Origin of the sequence: Streptomyces ziwulingensis, assembly GCF_039542605.1 — a bacterium.
GTDB classification, from domain to species: Bacteria; Actinomycetota; Actinomycetes; order Streptomycetales; family Streptomycetaceae; genus Streptomyces; species Streptomyces ziwulingensis.
Genome location: NZ_BAABIG010000090.1, coordinates 1 through 17,755, shown reverse-complemented (window position 1 = coordinate 17,755; position 17,755 = coordinate 1). Strand labels below are relative to the sequence as shown.

The following is a 17,755-nucleotide window of genomic DNA, read 5'->3' as shown; positions in this document are numbered from 1 at the left end:
TCGCCGGGTCACGGGGTTCTTTGCGGCTGCGTGAAATCGTCGACGATCTTCTTGACCGTCGGCGGGCCGGGCTGGAAGCGTCCCTGGCCATGAGGACTGCCGCCGCACACCAGTGCGAGCGCGTCGCGCTCGTGCGGCGCCGCCATGTCGACCTGTGCCGCCAGTGCGGCGCGCTCTGTCGCTGAGCCGCCCCCACCGCTCCCCGCCTCCTCCACTCCTCTCCACTCTTCCCCTTGGGGTTCACGCATGCCCGAGATATCCCGTCGTGCCTTCGGTGGCCTGGTCGGCGGTGGCGCGGTGACCGCCGCCGTCGCCGGCAGCACCACCACCGCCGAGGCCGCCGCCGCCCCCGCCGAGCGCCCCTTCCGGGCCCGCGGGACCGCCCGGCCCCGCAGACGCCCCAACATCCTGTTCATCCTCGGCGACGACCTCGGCTGGGCCGACCTCTCCTCGTACGGCTCCCCGCACATCAGGACCCCGCACCTGGACAGGCTGGCGGCCCAGGGCGTGCGGTTCACCCAGGCCTACTCGGGCTCGGCGACCTGCTCCCCCACCCGGTTCAGCCTCTACACGGGCCGCTACCCCGGCCGTACCGCGGGCGGTCTCGCCGAGCCCCTCGGCAACCGCACCCAGGGCCTGGACCCGAACCACCCCACCCTCGCCTCGCTGCTGAAGAAGGCCGGTTACGACACCGCCCTGATCGGCAAGTGGCACTGCGGCTGGCTGCCGGACTACAGCCCCACCAAGTCCGGCTGGGACGAGTTCTTCGGCAACTTCGGCGGCGCCCTGGAGTACTTCTCCAAGCTCGGCCAGCTCGGCGACTACGACCTCTACGAGGGCGACGCCACCTACAAGGACCTCCGCTACTACACCACCGTCCTGACCGAGCGGGCCGTGGAGTACGTCTCGCGCGACCACGACAAGCCCTGGCTGCTCAACCTCAACTTCACCACCCCGCACTGGCCGTGGCTGACCGAGGACGACGAGGAGACGGGCCGGGAGATAGCGGCGAAGATCCGCTCCGGGAACGTGATGGGCGGGCTGCTGCACAACGACGGCGGCTCGGTGGAGAAGTACAAGGAGATGGTGGAGAGCCTCGACGCCTCCGTCGGCGAGGTGCTCACCGCGCTGCGCCGCTCCGGCCAGGAGGACGACACGATCGTGGTGTTCGCCAGCGACAACGGCGGCGAGCGGTTCTCGTACCTGTGGCCGCTCAGCGGCGGCAAGTCCGAGCTGCTGGAGGGCGGCATCCGGGTACCGACGCTGCTGCGCTGGCCGGCCGCGCTCGACGCCCGCCAGGTCAGCCACGAGCCGGTCTACTCGCCGGACTGGACGGCCACCCTGCTGGAGGTGGCCGGCGCCCGCCCGGACAAGGCGTACCCGCTCGACGGGCACAGCCTCGCCGGGTATCTGCTGCGCGGCGCGGACGTCCCCGAGCGCGACCTGTTCTGGCGGGTGCGGGGCAACCGGGCGCTGCGGCGCGGCGACTTCAAGTACTACCGGGACGCGGCCGGCAAGGACCATCTGTACGACCTCTCCGCCGACGCGCGCGAGCAGGCCGACCTCGCCGCCGTCCGGCCGGAGCTGCTCGCCGAGCTGAAGGCCGCCTGGGAGAAGGTGGACGGCGGGCTGCTGCCGTACCCGGCGTCCTGAGCCGGGCCGGCGGCCGGGCCGAGGCCGCGCAGGGGCCGCGCAGGGACCGCGCAGGGGCCGCGCAGGGACCGCGCCCTGGCCGCGCAGGGACCGCGCAGGGACCGACGAACGCGCTGGTCGGGGCCTCGGTGGCCGGTTGCGGTTCCGGCGAAAACTCGGTGGGCAGGGTCAGTGGCGGTCCGTAGGCTCCCTGTTGATGGCCACTACACCCGCGCCCCCGACACCCGCCCGCGCACCCGCGGCCGCCCCGGCCGCCGGGCCGGCCGCCGACCGCCCCCGGGACCGTTCCGCCGTACGGTCGCTGCTGCGGCTGTGGCCGTTCGTGCGGCCGGTGCGGGTGCGGCTGTCCGTCGCCGCCTGCGTCGCGATCCTCGCCTCCTGCGTGGGCCTGGTGATCCCACTGGTCCTGAAGTGGATGGTGGACGGCCCCGTCGCCGACCGGGACCCGGCCGGTGTCTGGCTGGGGGCGCTGTACCTGCTGCTCCTGGGGATCGCGGAGGCGCTGCTGTTCGGGCTGCGGCGGTGGCTGGTGGCCCGGCCGCTGTCGCGGGTCGAGGCGGAGATGCGGGCGGCGCTGTACCGGCGGCTGCAGCGGCTGCCGGTCGCCTTCCACGACCGCTGGCCCTCGGGCCAGTTGCTCTCGCGCGGCACCACCGATCTGATGCTGCTGCGCATGTTCCTCGCCTTCCCGCTCACCTTCCTGCTGGTCAACGGGGTCACGATCCTGGTCGGCCTGGCCATCATGCTGGTGCAGGACTGGACGCTGGGGCTGGTGATACTCGGGCCCGCGATCCCGCTGGTCCTCACCTGCTCGGTGTTCGAGAAGAAGTACTCCGGGGTGGCCCGGCGGGCGCAGGACCAGGTCGGCGATCTGACGACGGTCGTCGAGGAGAGCGTGCTCGGCATCCGGATCATCAAGGGGTTCGGCCGCCACCGCAGCCAGGCGCGGGCGTTCGCCGGGCTGTCGCGGGAACTGCGCGGGACGGAGCTGCGCAAGGCGCGGCTGCTGGCGGCGATCTGGGCGGTGATCGTCACCCTGCCCGAAGTGGCCGTCGGGGCGGCGCTGGTGGTCGGGGTGGTGCAGGTGGCCGACGGGGTGCTGTCGGCCGGGACGCTGGTGGCGTTCCTGTCGACGGTGCTGGCCCTGCGGTGGCCGATCGAGTCGATCGGTTTCCTGCTGGCGATGAGCCAGGAGGCGGCGACCGCCACCGAGCGGTACTTCGAGGTGATGGACGAGGAGCCGGAGCGCGACACCCCGGCCCGGGAGCACCGGCCCGGGTCGGAACCGGGCGGCGGGCTGCGGTTCGAGGGGGTCCGGTTCCGCTACCCCGACGCGCCGCCCGGCTCCCCGCCCCTCCTCGACCGGGTCGACCTGCACATCCGGCCCGGCGAGTCGGTCGCCCTGGTCGGGGCCACCGGCAGCGGCAAGACCACCCTCACCGCGCTCGTCCCCCGGCTGCACGAGGTGACCGGAGGGCGGATCACCCTGGACGGCGAGGACATCACCGCGCTCTCCCGGGCCCGCCTGCGTGCCATGGTCGCCGTCGCCTTCGAGGAACCCACCCTGTTCTCCGCGAGCGTCGGCGAGAACGTACTGATGGGTGCCGGTACCGGGGCCGGTGAGGAGGAGCTGGCGCGGGCCCTGGCCGTGGCCCGCGCCGACTTCGCGCACGCCCTGCCGCAGGGGACGGACACCCAGGTCGGCGAGCAGGGCCTCAGCCTGTCCGGCGGGCAGCGGCAACGGCTCGCGCTGGCCCGCGCGGTGGTCGGCCGCCCCCGGTTCCTCGTCCTGGACGACCCGCTCTCCGCGCTGGACGTGCACACCGAGGCCGCCGTCGAGGCCGCGCTGCGCCGGGTCCTCGCGGACACCACCGCGCTGATCGTCGCCCACCGGCCCTCCACGGTCCTGCTCGCCGACCGGGTGGCCCTGCTCTCCGGCGGCCGGATCGCCGCCGTCGGCACCCACCACGAACTGCTGCGCGACAACGCCGAGTACGCCCGTCTGATGGCGGGCCGGGACACACCCGCCAGGGAGGCGAGGGAACCGGAGGAACCGGAGGAACCGGCACAGCCGGCAGAACCAGCCGAGGCGGCAGAGACGGCGCAGGCGGCGCAGGCAGCGCAGGCAGCGCAGGCAGCGCAGGCGGCAGAAGAGGACGAGGGCCGATGACGGCGACCACCACCACCGCGACCGCCCAGGACGAGCCCGCCGACCGGCCGGCCAGCGCCGGCCGGGGCCCCGGCGACGGCGACGGCGACCCCTTCGACCGCGATGTGCTGCCCACCCCGCCGGGCGCCACCGCCGCCCTGCTCCGCTCCCTGCTGGCCCCGATGCGGGCCCGCGTCGCCGTCACCACCCTCCTGCTGCTGCTCCAGCAGGCGGCCGTGCAGACGGGCCCGCTGCTGGTGGCGTACGCCATCGACCGCGCCGTCCCCGCCCTGCGCGCGGACGACCGCGGGCCGCTGATCGCGGTGGCCGGCGGCTATCTGCTGTGCGCGGCGCTCGGCGGCGCCCTGCAGTACGCGTTCATCGCCGCCGCCGCCCGCGTCAACCAGGACGTACTGCTCGACCTGCGCGGCCGGATCTTCCGGCACGCCCAGGCGCTCAGCGTCGACTTCCACGAGCGCTACACCTCGGGCCGGCTGATCTCCCGCTCCACCACCGACGTGGAGTCGCTGCGCGAACTGCTCGGCGAGGGGCTCCAGGAACTCGTCACGGTCGTCCTCTCCTTCGTCTACATCTCGGCGATGCTGCTCTGGCTTGACCTCGGCCTCGGCGCGGTCGCGGTGGCGTCGTTCGGGCCGCTGTACGCGCTGGTGCGGACGTACCAGCGGCGCGCGGGGCGGGTCTACCGGCTGCGGTCGACGGCGACCGCGGCGCTGATCGTGCGGTTCGTGGAGACGCTGAACGGCATCCGGCCGGTGCGCGCGTTCCGCCGGGAGGACGCCAACGACGCCGCGTTCGCCGTGCTCAACGAGCGGCACGAACGCGTCAACGGCGACGCCCTGCTGGAGATGGCCCGCTATGTCACCGGCTCCCGGCTGGTCGCCAACACGGCCGTCGCGGGCATCGTGCTGTGGGGCGCCCACCGGGTGGCGGACGGCACGCTGGCCCTCGGGGTGCTGGCGGCTGCGGTGCTGTACCTGCGCCGCCTGTACGACCCGATCGACCGGCTCGGCATGTTCCTCAACTCCTACCAGTCGGCGGCGGCGTCGCTGGAGAAGATCGCGGGCCTGCTCGCCCAGACACCGACCGTGCCCGAGCCCGCGGTGCCCCGGGAGCTGCCCGCGCCGCGGAGCGACCAGCCCGGCCGGGAGGTCGTCTTCGACCGGGTCGGCTTCGGCTACCGCACCGGCGGCGAGGTGCTGCCGCCCTTCGACCTGACGCTGCCCGCCGGGCAGACGGTCGCGGTCGTCGGCTCCACCGGCGCGGGCAAGTCGACCCTGGCCAAGCTCCTCGCCCGGTTCTACGACCCCTCCGCCGGGCGGGTGCTGCTGGACGGCGTCGACCTGCGCGAGCTGGCCGTGCCGGAGCTGCGGCGCGGGGTGGTGCTGGTGACGCAGGAGGCGTTCCTGTTCTCCGGGACGGTCGCCGACAACATCGCGATCGGCCGCCCGGAGGCGACCCGGGCGGAGATCGAGCGGGCCGCGAAGGCGATCGGCGCCCACGACTTCATCAGCGCGCTGCCCGACGGCTACGACACCGACGTACGCAAGCGCGGCGGGCGGATCTCCGCCGGGCAGCGGCAACTGGTGGCGTTCGCGCGGGCGCTGCTCGCCGATCCGGCGGTGCTCATCCTGGACGAGGCGACCAGCTCGCTGGACATCCCGGGCGAGCGGGCGGTGCAGCGGGCGATGACGACCGTACTGAAGGGGCGTACGGCGGTGGTGATCGCCCACCGGCTGTCGACCGTGGAGATCGCCGACCGGGTGCTGGTCATGGCGGACGGCCGGATCGTGGAGGACGGCGTCCCGGCCGAACTGATCGCGGGCACCGGCAGGTTCGCGGACCTGCACCGGGCCTGGCGGGACAGTCTGGCCTGAGCGGCGACGCGACGGGGGCGGAAGGCGGGGGCGGCAGACGGGGGCGGAAGACGGGGGCGGAAGGGGGCCCGGCTCGGTGCGGCGCCGCGACGGCAGGTGGCCGCGGTCGTCGCCCACGGGACGGTGGGCGCGCTGACGGTGTCGGTATCGGTGTCGGTGTCGGTGTCGGTGTCGCTGCGGCCCGGCGCCGGAACCCCCCAGCTCGGCACAGGACACCCACAACTCCGTATAACGAACATGAACGCCCGGACAACGAACCGTTTCCGGCCAAGTTGATGACGCGCTCCTGACAAATGCGGGCCGCTCCTGTCACTCTTCCCACGGCCGCTGCACAGCGCCCCCACTGCTCCTCGTACCGCGCGCTGCGCCGTGGCCGGCATCCGCACACCTGCTTTCTGCGCACCGCCCCGTTCCGCCCGGCGGCCCACCCACCGCCCGGGTCTCCCTGGCCGCGTGACCCGCGGCCACGCAGAAGGAGTCAGTGTTGAGCAGCAGTTCCTCCCACAGACACACCTCCGGCACCTCCCGCGCCCCCCGTGCCCCGCGCCGCGCCGCGGCCATCGCCCTGGCCGGTGTGGCCGCGCTGGTCGCCACGGCGGTCCAGTCCGGCGCCGCCACCGCGGCCCCGGTCCAGGCCCCCGTCCCGGGCGCCGAGTCGGTGCGGCTCACCCCGGCCCAGCGCGCCGAGCTGATACGTGACGCCGACACCCGCAAGGCGGCCACCGCCGACGGCCTGGGCCTCGGCGCCAAGGAGAAGCTGGTCGTCCGGGACGTCGTCAAGGACGGCGACGGCACCTTGCACACCCGCTACGAGCGCACCTACGACGGGCTGCCCGTCCTCGGCGGCGACCTGGTCGTCACCACCGGCGCCGGACAGACCGAGCGGGTCGTGAAGGCCACGTCGGCCAGGATCCGGCCGGCGACCCTCACGCCGGGGATCACGGCCGCGAAGGCCGAGCAGCGGGCGGTCTCGGCCGCGAAGGCGGCCGGCGCCGAGAGCCCGGACGCCGAGAACGCCCCGCGCAAGGTGATCTGGGCGGCCGGGGGCACCCCGGTCCTCGCCTACGAGACGGTCGTCGGCGGCCTCCAGGAGGACGGCACCCCGAACGAGCTGCACGTCGTCACGGACGCCGCCACCGCCGAGCAGCTCTACGCGTACCAGGCGGTCCACAACGGCACCGGCAACACCCTGTACAGCGGCACCGTGACCCTGGGCACCGCCCAGTCCGGGTCGTCGTACACGCTGACCGACACCGCGCGCGGCAGCCACCGGACGTACAACCTGAACCGGGGCACCTCCGGCACCGGCACGCTCTTCTCCGGCAGCGACGACGTCTGGGGCAACGGCACCGCCGCCAACCTGGAGACGGCCGGCGCCGACGCCCACTACGGCGCCGCGCTGACCTGGGACTACTACAAGAACGTGCAGGGCCGCACCGGCATCAGGGGCGACGGCGTCGGCGCGTACTCCCGGGTCCACTACGGCAACAACTACGTCAACGCCTTCTGGTCGGACAGTTGCTTCTGCATGACGTACGGCGACGGCTCGGGCAACGCGAACCCGCTCACCTCCATCGACGTCGCCGCCCACGAGATGACCCACGGCGTCACCTCCAACACCGCGGGCCTCGTCTACAGCGGGGAGTCCGGCGGGCTGAACGAGGCCACCTCCGACATCTTCGGCGCGGCGGTCGAGTTCTACGCGAACAACCCCTCCGACGCCGGTGACTACCTCATCGGCGAGGAGATCGACATCAACGGCGACGGCAGCCCGTTGCGCTACATGGACCGGCCCAGCAGGGACGGCGCCTCCAAGGACGCCTGGTACTCGGGCATCGGCTCGGTCGACGTGCACTACTCCTCCGGCCCGGCGAACCACTTCTTCTACCTGCTCAGCGAGGGCAGCGGCACCAAGACCGTCAACGGCGTCTCCTACGACTCGCCGACCTCGGACGGCCTGCCGGTGGCCGGGATAGGCCGCGACAAGGCCGAGAAGATCTGGTTCCGCGCGCTGACCACGAAGTTCACCTCGACCACCAACTACGCGGCGGCCCGCACCGGCACCCTCGCGGCCGCCGGCGAGCTGTACGGCACCACCGGCGCCGAGTACAAGGCGGTCCAGGACGCGTGGGCGGGCGTCGCGGTCGGCGCCCGGTCGGGCGGCGGCACCGGCGGCGGCACCTCCTTCGAGTCCACCGCGGACGTGTCGATCCCGGACAACGGCGCCGCCGTGACCTCCTCCCTCACCGTCTCCGGCCGCACCGGCAACGCGCCCGCCAACCTCCAGGTCACGGTGGACATCGTGCACACCTTCCGCGGTGACCTGGTGGTCGACCTGCTCGCCCCGGACGGGACGGCGTACCGGCTGAAGAACTTCAGCTCCTCCGACTCGGCCGACAACGTCCGGGCGACCTACACGGTCAACGCCTCCTCGGAGGTCGCCAACGGCGTCTGGAAGCTGCGCGCCCAGGACCAGGCGGCCCAGGACACGGGGTACATCAGTGGCTTCACGCTGACCTTCCCGTAGCCCCCGCCGCACCCCCGATCCCCCCACGGGAAACGACCGGGGCGGCACCCGGGACCGCGATGTCCCGGGTGCCGCCCTAGTCTTGGTTCCCATGTCCTTCACGTACGACGCCGTCGGCGCCACCCGCGAGCAGGACCACTGCCCGCCGGGGTTCCACCCCCTGCACGTGCGCACCCGCCTCGGGGAGGGGGAACCGGTCTTCCAACGGGCGGCCGAGGCCCTCCTGACCTGGGAGATGCACCGGGCGGTGGGCGTCGGTCTCGACACCGGCGCGGACCGCGCCGCGCCCGGCGTGGACGTCACCGTCACCCTCGCCGGAATGATCAGGGCGCCCTGCCGGGTGGTGTGGACCCTGGAGGAGCGCCGCCGGGCCGGCTGGGCGTACGGCACCCTGCCCGGCCATCCGGAGTGCGGCGAGGAGGCGTTCGTCGTCGACCGCACGGGCGACGGCACGGTCTGGCTGACCGTGTCCGCGTTCAGCCGCCCCGCCAAGTGGTACGCCAAGGCGGGCGGCCCGGCCGCCCGGGGCCTGCAGCAGGCGTACGCCCGACGCTGCGGCAAGGTGCTGCGCGACCTGTGCGAGGGCACGCCGGAGGCCTGAACCGGGACCCCGCCCGGGAAGACCTCCGCCACGTACCCGAACACCGGTGCGTCGTGGCACCGTTGGTCCTCGCGGGCCGTTCTCTGGCACTCTGGGCACTCCGACATCACCGGCGCTCGGTCCGGCGCCGCCCGCGTGGGGGGACGCATGCCCGAGGAACTGGAACTGGCCGCCGCCGTACAGCTCGTACGCGCCGAACTGCTCCGCGCGGCGGCCGACGCGGCCGACGAGGAACTGCGGTTCGCCGTGGGGCCCATCGGCATGGAGTTCACCGTCGAACTGCGCCGGGACGTGCGGGCGAAGACCGGTTTCAAAGCCTGGGTCGTCTCCGCCGATGTGGACGGCGGCGCCGGCCGCACCCGCACCCACAAGGTGTCGCTCACGCTCACCCCGACCCGGCCGGACGGCACGTCGGTGGAGATCTCGCGGGACCTCCCGGCCCCCGAAAACGGCGGTCGGCGCCCGGCGGACGACGAGTCCGCCCTGTTCGCGCCGCCCGACCCGGCCTGACCGCCGCCGTGCCGGAACGCGGGGGGAGCGCATGAACAGGGCGCGGCTGGCCGCCGTACGGACCACTCTCGCGGGCAAGCACCCGCGGGTCGGCTCGGGCTGTGTGATCGGCCCCGGGCTGGTGCTGACGGCGGGACACGCGCTGCAGCCGCTCGGCGCGGCGGTCGCCGCCGACGGCGTGCACGTCCAAGTCCAGTTCCTGACCACGAACCGGCTGGTGCCCGCCGAGATCGCCTGGGACGGACGCCGGTACGGCCTGGACGCGGCGGTGCTGCGGATCGCGCCGGACCGCCGGCCGGCCGAGGTCCCCGACTCCCCGGTGCGCTTCGGCAGGTTCGTCACACTGCGCGCGGGCCAGCCCTGCGACACGGTGGGTTTCGCGCGGGTACAGGGCGCGCGGCGGGCCGACGGACTGGAGACCGCGCAGGTCTCCGGCACGGTGAGCCCCGGTGACGGGATGCTCGGCGGCCGCTGGGAGCTGAGCGTCGACCGGGCACCGGCCGGCCTCGGCGAGTCGCCGTGGAGCGGTATGTCCGGCTCGGCGCTGTGGAGCGGACGGCTGCTGTGCGGAGTGATCGGCGTGGACCTGGCGCACTGGCAGCACGGCAAACTCCAGGCGGTCCCCGCGCACCGGCTGCTCGCCGAGCCGTCGCTGCGCGCGCTGCTCCGGAGCGAACTGGGCCACGTCCCCGTCGCCGAACCGGTCGAGCTGGACGCGCTGTGCGAGCCGGCGGTGCCCGCCCGCGCGCCCCGGCTGCCGTCGGAGCTGCTGCGCCCGCAGGCCGAGTCGGTCCCGTTCGGCGGCCGGGAGCGGGAGCTGCGCGACTTCGTGGACTGGTGCGGCGACGGCGGCGGACTCGCCACCCGGCTGATCACGGGGCTCGGCGGCCAGGGCAAGACCCGGTTCGCCCGGGAACTGGCCGTGACGATGGCCACCCGCGGCTGGGTGACCGCCCGACTGCGCGAGTCGGACACCGACCGGGCCGAGCTGGTCCGCGGCCTGCAGGCGCTGACCGAGGTCGACCAGCGGATGCTGCTCGTCCTCGACTACGCCGAGACCAGCCCGGACCTGGTCGGCAACGTCCTGGAGACGCTCCAGGCACGCGGTGGGCACCATCCGGTGCGGGTCGTGCTGATCGCGCGCAGCGCGGGTGAGTGGTGGGAGCAGTTGCCGGGCGCCACGCCGCGCAGCGCGGGGGTGCTGAGCGGGGCCCGGACCGTGGAGCTGCGGGAGGTGGCGACGACGGCCCCGGACCGCGAGCGGAGGTACCGGGAGGCGGTCGGGGCGCTGGCCCGGGGGCTGCCCGCGCTGGGCACGCCGGCCGAGGCCGGGCGGGCGGACTGGGCCGGTGTGGCGCGTACGGTGCTGGCCCGGCCGTACCGGGACACCGGGAACGGCTCCGCGCTCCATCTGCACATGCGGGCGCTGCTGGACCTGCTGACGGCGGCCGACCAGCGGGCGGCGGCCCGCCGGGCCCGTACCCGGGCCGAGCCGGACGGCGGCCGCCCGCCCGCGGATCCGGACGTGCGGGCGGAACTCCTCGGGCACGAACGGCGGTACTGGCGGCGCACCGCCGACTCCCTCCCGGGTCCCGGACTCGCCCTCGGCGGCTCCGGGCAGGACTCCCTCGCCGACATCGTGGCGGTGGCGACCCTGACCAGTGCCACCCGGGCGGACCGCGCGGTCGAGCTGTTGTCCCTGCTGCCGGGCGCGGCCGGCGACCGCGCGCCGCGGGCGGCGGCGGAGTGGCTGCACGAGCTGTATCCGCCCGCGGAGGGGTCGTACTGGGGCGCGCTGGAGCCGGATCTGCTCGGCGAGTACCACGTGGCGTCACGGGTCCGGCACCATCCGGGGCTGCTGCCCGCGCTGCTGCCGCGGTTGCGGGGCCGGGAGGCGGAACGGGCGCTCACCGTGCTCGCCCGGGCCGAGGCACAGCCCGGCTGCCCCTGTCCGGACCTGGCCGACCGGGTCGAGCGGCTGATCGTGGACCACCCGTCGGCGCTGGCGGTGCCCGCCGCCGTGGTCGCCGGGCGCTCGGAGAATCCCGGCTTCCTGCTGGGCGCGCTGCGTGCGCTGGCCGCCCGGAGCGACCTCTCCCCCGAACTCCTGGAGACCCTGCACGCGGTGGTGCCCGGCGGGAGCAGGCTGCTGGGCGAGCAGGCACTGGGGCTCGCCGAGCGACTCGCCCGGATGCACCGCCGCCGGGCCTGGCTCACCGGCGGTGAGCCGCGTCTCTCCTCCCCCCGGGTACGGGCGGACGTGGCGCGCGCCGAGCACAATCTCGCGGTCCGCCTGGTCTCCGTACGGCGCTGGACGGAGGCGGTGGAGTCGAGCGGGCGCGCGATCCGGCTCTACCGCGGCCTCTCCAGGGCCCGGCCGGCCACGTATCTGCCGCTCCTGGCGGAGTCGCTGGGCGTGCGCTGGGCGGCCCTGAGCGAACTCGGCCGCTACCGCGAGGCACTGACGGACTGCGCGGAGGCGGTCCGCGTCAACCGCCGCCTGGTGGCGGACGGGCCGGCCGGACCGGCGGCGCCCGGTGATCCGGAGCGGGACGGGACGGAGCCGGCCGGTGGCCGGACGGCGGGCGGACCCGGGGCGGGTCGCGCCCCGGTGCCGTACCGGGGCGCGGCGGACCGTCCCGGACCGGTCCCCGCCCGGGTGCCCGCGGCGGCGGGGGCGGCCGCCGCGCTGGTCGCCGAGGCGGCGGCGCTGGTCGGGCCGGAGCCCGGCCCGCGAGGGGCGGCGGCCGTACCGGGGCGGACCGCCGCGCTGGACACCGAGGCGATGACGCACCGCGCCCGGCTGGCGCAGGCGCTGAACAACCTGTCGGTGGTCCTGGCGGCCCGCGACTTCCGTGAGGAGGCGCTCGCCGCCGCCGAGGAGGCGGTGGAGATCTCGGAGGAACTGGTCCACCTGCGTCCGGTCCGCCACCACCTCGCCCTGCTGGCCGGGGCGCTGCACAACCTCGCCAACCGCCTTTCCCCGGGCCGGAGCGCGCTGGAGACGGTGACGCACGCGGTGCTGATCCGGCGCCGGCTCGCGCAGGTCCATCCGGACGCGTACCTGCCGGGTCTGATGGAGTCGCTGCACAACCAGGCGCTCGAACTGGCCGCGCTGGGCCGCTACTCGGCCGCCCGCCGGGTGATCGACGAGGCGCTGCGCGTGACCCTGCAGTTGGTGGAGGACCAGCCCGCGCTCTACCGGCCGGCCCTGCCCCGGGTGCTGCGCACCCGCGCGGGGGTGCTCAACCGCACCGGTGACGGTTTCGAGGCCGCCCGGTCGGCCTTCCGGGCGCTGCTCCTCTACCGCGATCTGGCCCGCACCGCCCCGGCCCGGTACCACGAGGACATCGAGGCCGCGCTGCGCCAGGCGGCGTCCGTCGCCTGGGACGCCTTCGAGAACGTGGACCGCCGCAGGGGTGCGCTCTGGTGGGGTGGTCTGCGCGGGGAGGCGAGCCGTCTCGCCGCCGAGCGGGCCGCCCGCGAGTACCGGGAACGGCTGCGCGACACCCGCTGGCCGCGGGCGCGGGCCCGGCTCGCGCAGTGGGCCGGCGTCCGGCTGCGGGTGGAGCGCCCGCGCGAGCCGGTACGGTCGGGCCGCCCGGCCTCCCTTCCGGTCGTACGGGTCACGGTTCCCACCGTGCTCCAGGTACCGCGGGAGGACGAAATGGCGCGGGACCGGCGCGCGTTCCGCGCCCTGCTGGGCCCCGGCGATCTGATCCGGTCGCCCCCGCCCGGCGTCCCGCGCCCGCCCGCACCTGTGGGCCTGGCCTGGGCGCTGGAGCTCAACCCCGAGCTGGAGGAACTGCTGGAGCCGCTGGGGCCGCTGGTGTACGAGGGGGAGGAGCTGAACTCCGCGCTGCGCCAGTTGCTGAAGCCGCTGGAACACCTGGCGCGCGAGGCGGGGCCGGTGCCCGACGCCGAGGCGTCGGGGGCACCGGCCCCGGACGGGTGCGAGGAGGTCACCTGACGGGGCGCCGCCGCCCGCCCTGCCACAGCGGCCGGCGGCGCCCGGCCCGGGTCACCTCATCAGCAGTCCCGCCGCCTCCACCAGTTCCTCCGAGCCGACCGCGACCAGCCCCATGTCGGCGCTGGAGGCGAGCAGCGGGTGGGCGGGCAGGATGCGGACCGTGTAGCCGAAGGGCCCGGTGCGGTCCAGGGTGAGCGGGCCCTCGTACGCCCAGCGGCCCTCCAGGTCGGGGCCGCCCACCGGTTTCAGTGGCACGGCGCTCGCGTCGGTGATCCGGTCCTCGGTGTCCACCCGGCCGGAGACGGCCTGCACCTCCACGTCGTCCGGGACGAGTTCGCCGAGGCGGACCCGGACCCGCAGGACGAGGGTGGCGCCGAGTTCCGCGGTGCCGGCCGGGGCGGCGGTCTCCAGGTGGTCGACGGCCACCCCGGGCCAGGCCGCGCGGACCCGGGCCTTCCAGTCGGCGAGGGCGTGGGCGGAGTCCGGGTCCATGGCGCGGTGCGCCGCGGCGGCCGGGGCGTAGAGCCGCTCCACGTACTCGCGGACCATCCGGCCGGCCAGCACCTTGGGTCCGAGCAGTCCCAGCGTCCGGCGGACCATCTCGATCCAGCGGTCGGGCAGCCCGCTCTGGCCGCGCTCGTAGAAGCGCGGGGTGACCCGCTGTTCCAGCAGGTCGTAGAGGGCGGCGGCCTCTATGTCGTCGCGCCGGTCCGGATCGGTCGCGGCGCCGTCGGCGGTGGGGATCGCCCAGCCGAAGTCGGGCTGGAACCACTCGTCCCACCAGCCGTCGAGCACCGACAGGTTGAGGCAGCCGTTGAGCGCCGCCTTCATGCCGGAGGTGCCGCACGCCTCCAGCGGGCGCAGCGGGTTGTTCAGCCAGATGTCGCAGCCCGGGTAGAGCTTCTGCGCCATCGCCATGCCGTAGTCCGGCAGGAAGACGATCCGGTGCCGCACCCGCGGGTCGTCGGCGAACCGCACCAGTTCCTGCACCAGCCGCTTGCCGCCGTCGTCGGCCGGGTGCGCCTTGCCCGCGACCACGATCTGGACCGGCCGCTCCGGGTGGAGCAGCAGGTCCGTCAGCCGGTCCCGGTCGCGCAGCATCAGCGTCAGCCGCTTGTACGAGGGGACCCGCCGGGCGAAGCCGATGGTGAGGACGTCCGGGTCGAGGACGCCGTCGATCCAGCCCAGTTCGGCGCTGCCGGCGCCGCGCTGGCGCCAGGAGGCCCGCAGCCGGGTGCGGACCTCGGTGACGAGCTGTTCGCGCAGGGTGCGGCGCAGCTCCCAGACGTCCCCCGCGGGGATGTCGACGACCGCGTCCCAGCTTTCCGAGCCGTCGCCGGTCAGCGCGGTCTCGGTGCGCTCCACGCCGACCTGCCGGGCGCCGAGCCGGAACACCTCGGGGGCGACCCAGGTGGGCGCGTGCACGCCGTTGGTGACGGAGGTGATGGGCACCTCGTCGGGGTCGAAGCCGGGCCACAGCCCGGAGAACATCTCGCGGCTGACGCCGCCGTGCAGCAGGGAGACGCCGTTGGCGCGCTGGGCCAGCCGCAGGCCCATCACGGCCATGTTGAACAGGTGGGGTTCGCCGCCCGGGTAGGTCTCCATGCCGAGCCGCAGGACGCGCTCGACGTCGATCCGCGGGAGTTCGGCGTCCGGGCCGAAGTGGCGGGCGAGCAGCTCGCGGTCGAAGCGGTCGATGCCGGCGGGGACGGGCGTGTGGGTGGTGAAGACGGTGCCGGCCCGGACCGCCTCCAGCGCCGGGTCGAACTCCGATCCGGTGTCGCACAGCTCCGCGATGCGTTCCAGGCCGAGGAAACCGGCGTGGCCCTCGTTGGTGTGGAACACCTCGGGGTCGGCGTGCCCGGTGAGCCGGCAGTACGTCCGTACCGCGCGGACACCTCCTATGCCGAGGAGCATCTCCTGGAGCAGCCGGTGTTCGCTGCCGCCGCCGTAGAGCCGGTCGGTGACGCCGCGTTCGCCGAGGTCGTTCTCCTCGACGTCGGAGTCGAGCAGCAGCAGCGGGACGCGGCCGACCCGGGCCAGCCAGACGCGGGCCCGCAGGTCCCGGCCGCCGGGCAGGGCGAGACGGACCTCGGCGGGGGTGCCGTCGCTCTCCTTCAGCAGGCTCAGGGGCAGCTCGTTGGGGTCGAGCACCGGGTAGTGCTCCTGCTGCCAGCCGTCCCGGCTCAGGGACTGGCGGAAGTAGCCGTGGCGGTAGAGCAGGCCGACGCCGATGAGCGGCACGCCGAGGTCGCTGGCGGCCTTCAGGTGATCGCCGGCGAGGATGCCGAGGCCGCCGGAGTACTGCGGCAGGGCGGCGTTGATGCCGAACTCGGGGGAGAAGTAGGCGACGGCGGCGGGGAGGCGGCCGGGCTGGGTCTGGTACCAGCGGTCGCCGGTCACATAGTGGTCGAGGTCGTCGGCGGCGGCGGTGAGGCGGCGCAGGAAGCGCCGGTCCTCGGCCAGCTCCGCGAGCCGGGCGGGCCGGACGGTGCCGAGCAGCCGTACCGGGTCGCCGCCGGAGGCGGCCCAGCACTCGGGGTCGACGGACTGGAAGAGGTCACGGGTCTCCGCGTGCCAGGACCAGCGCAGGTTGCGGGCCAGGTCGCTGAGCGGGCGGAGGGGGTCGGGGAGAACGGGACGGACGGTCAGTCGGCGGATCGCCTTCACATTCACCTCAGGCGCGTTCGCTGGAGTGACGCGGTGTGTACCGCGCCGTCCCTGACGACGGTACCGGCGACACCGGGGCCGCCGTGGGGGCTTGGCCAGGGGACCGCCCGATCGGCCGGAACGCTTCCGCCCCGGAGCACCGGACGGACTATCGGCGGCCGCGTCCGGATATGGCCGATTCCGTCCCGGTGGGCCATCTTGTGACGCTTCACGGCGCACGAGAGGCTGCCCCGGTCGGGACTCACCCGCCTGAGGAGGGGACGCACACGATGACACGGACGCGTACGCGACGGCCGCGGTCCGGTGGGACGGCGCCTCGCCCAGGCGTACGGGGCGAGAATCGGCCACTTCCGGGGCCCGCTCCTGAACGGACCCGGCGCCACCGGCCCGTTCCTCCCGGGCGTGTCGGTCACCTCGGTCTCCCGTCCGAGCGGCACGGGACGGGCGGCGCCGGATCAGGGCACAAAAGCCCTGATTGCCGGGCCGGTCTCCGGGAAGATGTCAGTTCGGGGCTCGGTTCACCGAACAGGCTGTCGCGGGCACTCCGTTCCTGACAGCGGTCGGCGGTCGCCGGGCCCGCCCGTGGGGGACGGGGCCGGACTCGCGCCCCGGGATACGCGTCAGTAGTCGACAGAGTGCCGGATTGCCCACCCGAAGAGTGGGGGAAGGCTCCTGCGGTACGCCCCACCGGGAGTACCGCGAAGCCTCCTTCCCCCCGTCATCCGCCCACCCCCCGTTGTCGCGGACAGGAGCGGTCATGCCCGCCACGCACCACCCGTCCTCACCTCCCACGTCGCGCGGAGAAGCGGCCGTCGCGCGCTCCGCCGGCACCGGTCCGCCCGCCCCGGCGCCGTCCGCCGCGGCCGGCGCCGGTTCCGTGGGCCGCATTCCCGTGTTCGACGTCCGCCCGGCGGTCCGGCAGGGGCTGCGGCCCGCCAAGGCCGTGACCGGCGAGACGTTCGAGATATCGGCCACCGTCTTCCGGGAAGGACATGACGCGGTGGCCGCCAACGTCGTCCTGAGAGATCCGCAGGGCCGCCCCGGCCCGTGGACACCCCTTCGCGAACTGGCGCCCGGCACCGACCGCTGGGGCGCCGAGGTCACCGCCGGGGAGCCCGGCCGGTGGACGTTCGCCGTCGAGGCGTGGGGCGACCCGGTGACCACCTGGCGCCACCACGCGCAGATCAAGATCCCGGCCGGGATCGACACCGGACTAGTGCTGGAGGAGGGCGCCCGGCTGTACGAGCGGGCCGCGGCCGGCGTGCCCGAGGGCGCGGGGCGGCGGGAGATCCTCGGCGCCGCCGAGGCGCTCCGGGACGAGGCCCGTCCGGCCGCGTCCCGGCTGGCGGCGGCGCTGACGCCCGAGGTCGACGCGGTCCTCGCCCGGTACCCGCTGCGCGAACTGGTCACCGTCTCGGAGACCTTGCCGCTGCTGGTGGAGCGGGAGCGGGCGCTGTTCGGTTCCTGGTACGAGTTCTTCCCGCGCTCCGAGGGCACCCCGGAGCGCCCGCACGGCACGTTCCGCACCGCCGCGCGCCGGCTGCCCGCGATCGCCGCGATGGGCTTCGACGTGGTCTACCTGCCGCCGATCCACCCCATCGGCACCACCCACCGCAAAGGCCCCAACAACACCCTCACCGCCACCCCCGAGGACGTCGGCGTGCCCTGGGCGATCGGCTCGCCGGAGGGCGGTCACGACGCGGTCCACCCCGACCTGGGCACCATCGAGGACTTCGACCGGTTCGTGCGCGAGGCGCGGAGCCTCGGGATGGAGATCGCC

General features: G+C 74.8%; 10 protein-coding genes. 8 read left to right on the top strand and 2 right to left on the bottom strand.

Annotation, left to right across the window (positions count from 1 at the left end; all coding sequences use genetic code 11):
* Positions 1-8: 8 nt before the first annotated feature.
* Positions 9-215 (bottom strand): hypothetical protein, encoded by a 207-nt coding sequence (locus ABEB00_RS33865; RefSeq protein WP_345624553.1) that lies wholly within the window; start codon positions 213-215, stop codon positions 9-11.
* 31 nt (positions 216-246) lie between these two features.
* On the opposite strand from ABEB00_RS33865, the gene ABEB00_RS33860 reads away from it, so the two are divergent.
* From ABEB00_RS33860 to ABEB00_RS33830, 7 genes are all read left to right on the top strand, one after another.
* Complete coding sequence (locus tag ABEB00_RS33860) at positions 247-1,653, top strand: sulfatase family protein (RefSeq protein WP_345624552.1); 1,407 nt, start codon at positions 247-249, stop codon at positions 1,651-1,653.
* Between the two features lie 196 nt (positions 1,654-1,849).
* On the top strand, positions 1,850-3,823 hold the full coding sequence (locus tag ABEB00_RS33855) for an ABC transporter ATP-binding protein (RefSeq protein WP_345624551.1): 1,974 nt from the start codon (positions 1,850-1,852) through the stop codon (positions 3,821-3,823).
* Positions 3,820-5,697: an ABC transporter ATP-binding protein gene (locus tag ABEB00_RS33850; protein ID WP_345624550.1), complete on the top strand. Its 1,878-nt coding sequence runs from the start codon at positions 3,820-3,822 to the stop codon at positions 5,695-5,697. Before ABEB00_RS33855 ends, ABEB00_RS33850 begins: the two co-directional genes overlap by 4 nt.
* Positions 5,698-6,181: 484 nt before the next feature.
* Positions 6,182-8,224 (top strand): M4 family metallopeptidase, encoded by a 2,043-nt coding sequence (locus ABEB00_RS33845; RefSeq protein ID WP_345624549.1) that lies wholly within the window; start codon positions 6,182-6,184, stop codon positions 8,222-8,224.
* 91 nt (positions 8,225-8,315) lie between these two features.
* Positions 8,316-8,825, top strand: a complete 510-nt coding sequence (locus tag ABEB00_RS33840) for a DUF1990 domain-containing protein (protein WP_345624548.1) — start codon at positions 8,316-8,318, stop codon at positions 8,823-8,825.
* A gap of 147 nt (positions 8,826-8,972) precedes the next feature.
* Positions 8,973-9,335, top strand: coding sequence for a trypco2 family protein (locus ABEB00_RS33835; RefSeq protein WP_345624547.1), 363 nt, complete (start codon positions 8,973-8,975; stop codon positions 9,333-9,335).
* A gap of 31 nt (positions 9,336-9,366) precedes the next feature.
* Complete coding sequence (locus tag ABEB00_RS33830; protein WP_345624546.1) at positions 9,367-13,305, top strand: tetratricopeptide repeat protein; 3,939 nt, start codon at positions 9,367-9,369, stop codon at positions 13,303-13,305.
* A 51-nt stretch (positions 13,306-13,356) separates the two neighbouring features.
* Here the strand turns inward: ABEB00_RS33830 and ABEB00_RS33825 are convergent, their stop codons facing one another.
* Positions 13,357-15,975 carry a glycosyltransferase family 1 protein gene (locus tag ABEB00_RS33825; RefSeq protein WP_345624545.1) on the bottom strand — a complete coding sequence of 873 codons (2,619 nt, stop codon included), beginning with the start codon at positions 15,973-15,975 and terminating at the stop codon, positions 13,357-13,359.
* A gap of 757 nt (positions 15,976-16,732) precedes the next feature.
* On the opposite strand from ABEB00_RS33825, the gene ABEB00_RS33820 reads away from it, so the two are divergent.
* Positions 16,733-17,755 (top strand): maltotransferase domain-containing protein (locus ABEB00_RS33820; RefSeq protein ID WP_345624544.1); only part of this gene is annotated, 1,023 nt, incomplete at its 3' end.

Bases quoted from the DNA above. Each gene is read 5' to 3' on its own strand.
- ABEB00_RS33860 (WP_345624552.1), top strand. From the start codon at position 247: ATGCCCGAGATATCCCGTCGTGCCTTCGGTGGCCTGGTCGGCGGTGGC.
- ABEB00_RS33850 (WP_345624550.1), top strand. From the start codon at position 3,820: ATGACGGCGACCACCACCACCGCGACCGCCCAGGACGAGCCCGCCGAC.
- ABEB00_RS33830 (WP_345624546.1), top strand. From the start codon at position 9,367: ATGAACAGGGCGCGGCTGGCCGCCGTACGGACCACTCTCGCGGGCAAG.
- ABEB00_RS33840 (WP_345624548.1), top strand. From the start codon at position 8,316: ATGTCCTTCACGTACGACGCCGTCGGCGCCACCCGCGAGCAGGACCAC.
- ABEB00_RS33835 (WP_345624547.1), top strand. From the start codon at position 8,973: ATGCCCGAGGAACTGGAACTGGCCGCCGCCGTACAGCTCGTACGCGCC.
- ABEB00_RS33855 (WP_345624551.1), top strand. From the start codon at position 1,850: ATGGCCACTACACCCGCGCCCCCGACACCCGCCCGCGCACCCGCGGCC.